The sequence below is a fragment of the Inquilinus sp. genome, assembly GCF_057815775.1.
Map to the genome: position 1 here is coordinate 1 of NZ_JBYRFX010000021.1, position 3,859 is coordinate 3,859.

General features: G+C 64.7%; 5 protein-coding genes. All 5 read left to right on the forward strand.

What is annotated here, in order from left to right; all coding sequences use genetic code 11:
- On the forward strand, positions 1-410 hold a 410-nt coding region (locus AC3XYG_RS00855), incomplete at its 5' end, for a nuclear transport factor 2 family protein (protein WP_489137921.1).
- Positions 411-727: 317 nt separating this feature from the next.
- Positions 728-1,099, forward strand: coding sequence for a 30S ribosomal protein S12 (gene rpsL / locus AC3XYG_RS00860; protein ID WP_026873043.1), 372 nt, complete (start codon positions 728-730; stop codon positions 1,097-1,099).
- Between the two features lie 11 nt (positions 1,100-1,110).
- Positions 1,111-1,581: a 30S ribosomal protein S7 gene (gene rpsG, locus AC3XYG_RS00865; protein WP_441325748.1), complete on the forward strand. Its 471-nt coding sequence runs from the start codon at positions 1,111-1,113 to the stop codon at positions 1,579-1,581.
- Between the two features lie 27 nt (positions 1,582-1,608).
- Positions 1,609-3,684, forward strand: coding sequence for an elongation factor G (fusA, locus tag AC3XYG_RS00870; RefSeq protein ID WP_489137922.1), 2,076 nt, complete (start codon positions 1,609-1,611; stop codon positions 3,682-3,684).
- A gap of 28 nt (positions 3,685-3,712) precedes the next feature.
- Positions 3,713-3,859 (forward strand): GTP-binding protein (locus AC3XYG_RS00875; protein WP_489137923.1); only part of this gene is annotated, 147 nt, incomplete at its 3' end.

Sequence of the window (3,859 nt, forward strand, 5' to 3'; positions counted from 1 at the left end):
CGGGCGGGGGCGTGGCGGAGCCGGCACCCCGGCCGCAGCACCAGGCGATGCTAGTCGCCTTCCGCGACGCCCTGAATTCCGGCGACCTCGCCGCGCTGACGGCGCTGCTGGCGCGCGACGCCAGGCTGCACAGCGATGGCGGCGGCAAGGTCCTGGCCTCGATGAACGTGATCGAAGGCGCCGACCGGGTGGCGCGCTTCTTCCATGGCATCTGGCGCAAATCGCCGGCACCGTTTACCTATGCGCCGCGCTGGATCAACGGCAAGCCGGGCTATGTCGTCACCCGCGGCGGCGAGCTGATGGGCACGCTCGACCTGGCCGTCACCGCGGACGGAATCACCGGTGTTTTCTGGGTGCGCAACCCCGACAAGCTGGGGACGGTGGACCTGCCGGAAACCGGCGGCGCCTGATCGTTTCGGACGCGGCGGGATCCGGCTTGACGTGGCAGGGGTGCATCCGTATAGTCCGCGCGCTTTTCCCGGAAGCCGGCAGTAGCTCGTCCTCGTGACGCGCTAGACGCGCTTTCCGCAGAGACAGACGACCGCGGACGCATCGATGATGCGCCCGCGACAAGCGAAGGACTCCGGTTGGCCCCGCAGGCGTGGGCGCCTCGGGGTCCTGTATCGTTTGCGTCATCCTTCTCTCGGAACGTGATGTCAGTTGTCGGCGCCTGGACGGGTGGGCCGCTTAGCCGGGCCGTTTCATCGAAGAACCAAGAAGGGCAGATATGCCGACGATCAATCAGTTGATCCGTAAGCCGCGCCAGCCGCAGCGGGCGCGCAACAAGGTGCCGGCCCTCCAGGCTTGCCCGCAGAAGCGTGGCGTTTGCACTCGTGTCTACACCACGACCCCGAAGAAGCCGAACTCGGCGCTTCGTAAGGTGGCGCGCGTGCGCCTCACCAACGGGTTCGAGGTCACCAGCTACATTCCGGGTGAAGGCCACAACCTGCAGGAACATTCGGTCGTCATGATCCGCGGCGGTCGTGTGAAGGATTTGCCGGGCGTGCGCTACCACATCATTCGCGGCACGCTCGATACGCAGGGTGTCAAGGATCGTCGCCAGCGGCGGTCGAAGTACGGCGCGAAGCGTCCGAAGTAAGGAGGTCACATATGTCCCGTCGCCATCGCGCCGAGAAGCGTGAAATCCTGCCGGACCCGAAATTCGGCGATGTCATCCTGTCGAAGTTCATGAACAACCTCATGTACGACGGCAAGAAATCCACCACCGAGACGATCGTCTACGACGCGCTCGACAAGCTGCAGAGCCGCACCAAGGCCGACCCGATCGTGGCGTTCCACGAGGCGCTGGCCAATGTCCGGCCGCATGTCGAAGTGCGGTCGCGCCGTGTCGGTGGCGCCACCTATCAGGTGCCGGTCGAAGTCCGCGCCGAGCGTGGCCAGGCCCTGGCCATCCGCTGGCTGATCGCGGCGGCGCGCAAGCGCTCCGAGACGACCATGGTCGACCGCCTCTCGAACGAGCTGATGGACGCCTCGAACCAGCGTGGCGCAGCGGTCAAGAAGCGCGAAGACACGCATAAGATGGCGGACGCCAACAAGGCGTTCTCGCACTACCGCTGGTAACCCAGCCTCCGGCCCGAGAGACTGATCATGCCGCGTAGCCACGCGATCGAGAAATACCGCAACATCGGCATCATGGCGCACATCGATGCCGGTAAGACGACCACGACCGAGCGAATCCTCTACTACACCGGAAAGTCGTACAAGATCGGCGAAGTGCATGAAGGCACGGCGACGATGGACTGGATGGAGCAGGAGCAGGAGCGCGGCATCACCATCACGTCGGCTGCGACCACCGCCTTCTGGCGCGACCATCGCGTCAACATCATCGACACGCCGGGCCACGTCGACTTCACGATTGAAGTCGAACGGTCCCTGCGCGTGCTCGATGGTGCGGTGACGGTGTTCGACTCCGTCGCCGGTGTCGAGCCGCAGTCCGAGACGGTCTGGCGCCAGGCCGACAAGTACCACGTGCCGCGGATCTGCTTCGTCAACAAGATGGATCGGATCGGCGCGAACTTCTATCGCTGCGTCGACATGATCAAGGACCGGCTCGGCGCGCTGCCGCTGGTGCTGAACCTGCCGATCGGCGTCGAGAACGACTATTCCGGCCTGGTCGACCTGGTCGAGAACCGGGCGGTCATCTGGGAAGACGACAGCCTCGGCGCCAACTTCAGTTTCGCCGAGATTCCGGACGACCTGAAGGAGAAGGCGGCTGAGTTCCGCCAGACCCTGCTCGACACCGCTGTCGAGATGGATGACGCGGTGATGGAGGCCTATCTCGAGGGCACCGAGCCGACGCCGGAGCAGCTGCGCGCCTGCATCCGCAAGGGCACGCTGGCATTCAAGTTCGTGCCGGTGCTCTGCGGTTCCGCCTTCAAGAACAAGGGCGTGCAGACCCTGCTCGACGCCGTGGTCGACTTCCTGCCGTCGCCGCTCGACGTCGCCCAGGTCGAAGGCCACAAGGTCGATTCGGAAGAGACCGAGAGCCGGCCGACCAACGACGAGGCGCCGTTCTCGGCCCTCGCCTTCAAGATCATGACCGACCCGTTCGTCGGCTCGCTGACCTTTGCCCGCATCTATTCGGGCACGCTTCTGGCCGGGTCCTACGTCCAGAACTCGGTCAAGGGCCAGAAGGAGCGCGTTGGCCGCATGCTGCTGATGCATGCGAACAACCGCGAGGAAATCAAGGAAGCCAGCGCCGGCGACATCGTCGCGCTGGTCGGCCTGAAGAACACCACGACGGGCGACACGCTGTGCGATCCGGCCAAGCCGATCGTGCTCGAGCGCATGGAGTTCCCGGAGCCGGTCATCGAGGTCGCCGTCGAGCCGAAGTCGAAGGCCGATCAGGAGAAGATGTCGACGGCGCTGCAGCGCCTGGCGCAGGAGGATCCTTCCTTCCGCGTTGCCGTCGATCAGGAAAGCGGCCAGACCGTGATCAAGGGGATGGGCGAACTCCATCTCGAGATCCTGGTCGATCGCATGCGCCGTGAGTTCAAGGTGGACGCCAATGTCGGCGCGCCGCAGGTCGCCTATCGCGAGACGATCACGCAGCGGGCCGAGATCGACTACACCCACAAGAAGCAGACCGGCGGTTCGGGCCAGTACGCCCGCATCAAGCTGGTGTTCGAGCCGCTTCCGGCCGGATCGGGCTATCAGTTCGCCGCCTCGGTCATCGGCGGTACCGTGCCGCGCGAATACATTCCGGGCGTGGAAAAGGGCCTGAATTCGTCCAAGGAGACCGGCGTGATTGCCGGGTTCCCGGTGATCGACTTCAAGGTGAGCCTGGTTGACGGCGCCTACCACGACGTCGACTCGTCGGTCCTGGCCTTCGAAATCGCGGCTCGCGCCGCGTTCCGCGAAGGCCTGCCGAAGGCCAAGCCGGCCCTGCTCGAGCCGATCATGAAGGTCGAGGTCGTGACGCCCGAGGATTACATGGGCGACGTGATCGGCGATCTGAACAGCCGGCGCGGCCAGATCCAGGGCATGGACACCCGCGGCAACGCCAGCGTCGTCTCGGCGATGGTTCCGCTGGCCAACATGTTCGGCTATGTGAACAACCTGCGGTCGATGACCCAGGGTCGCGCCCAGTATTCGATGCACTTCGATCACTATGATCCGGTGCCCCAGGCGATCGCCGACGAAGTCCGCGCCAAGCTTGCTTGATCGCGCGTTAGAAAAACGGAGACAGTAAATGGGCAAGGCGAAGTTTCAGCGGACGAAGCCGCACTGCAACATCGGCACGATTGGTCACGTTGACCATGGTAAGACGTCGCTGACGGCGGCGATCACGAAGGTTCTGGCGGAGAGCGGCGGGGCGACGTTCACGGCGTACGACCAG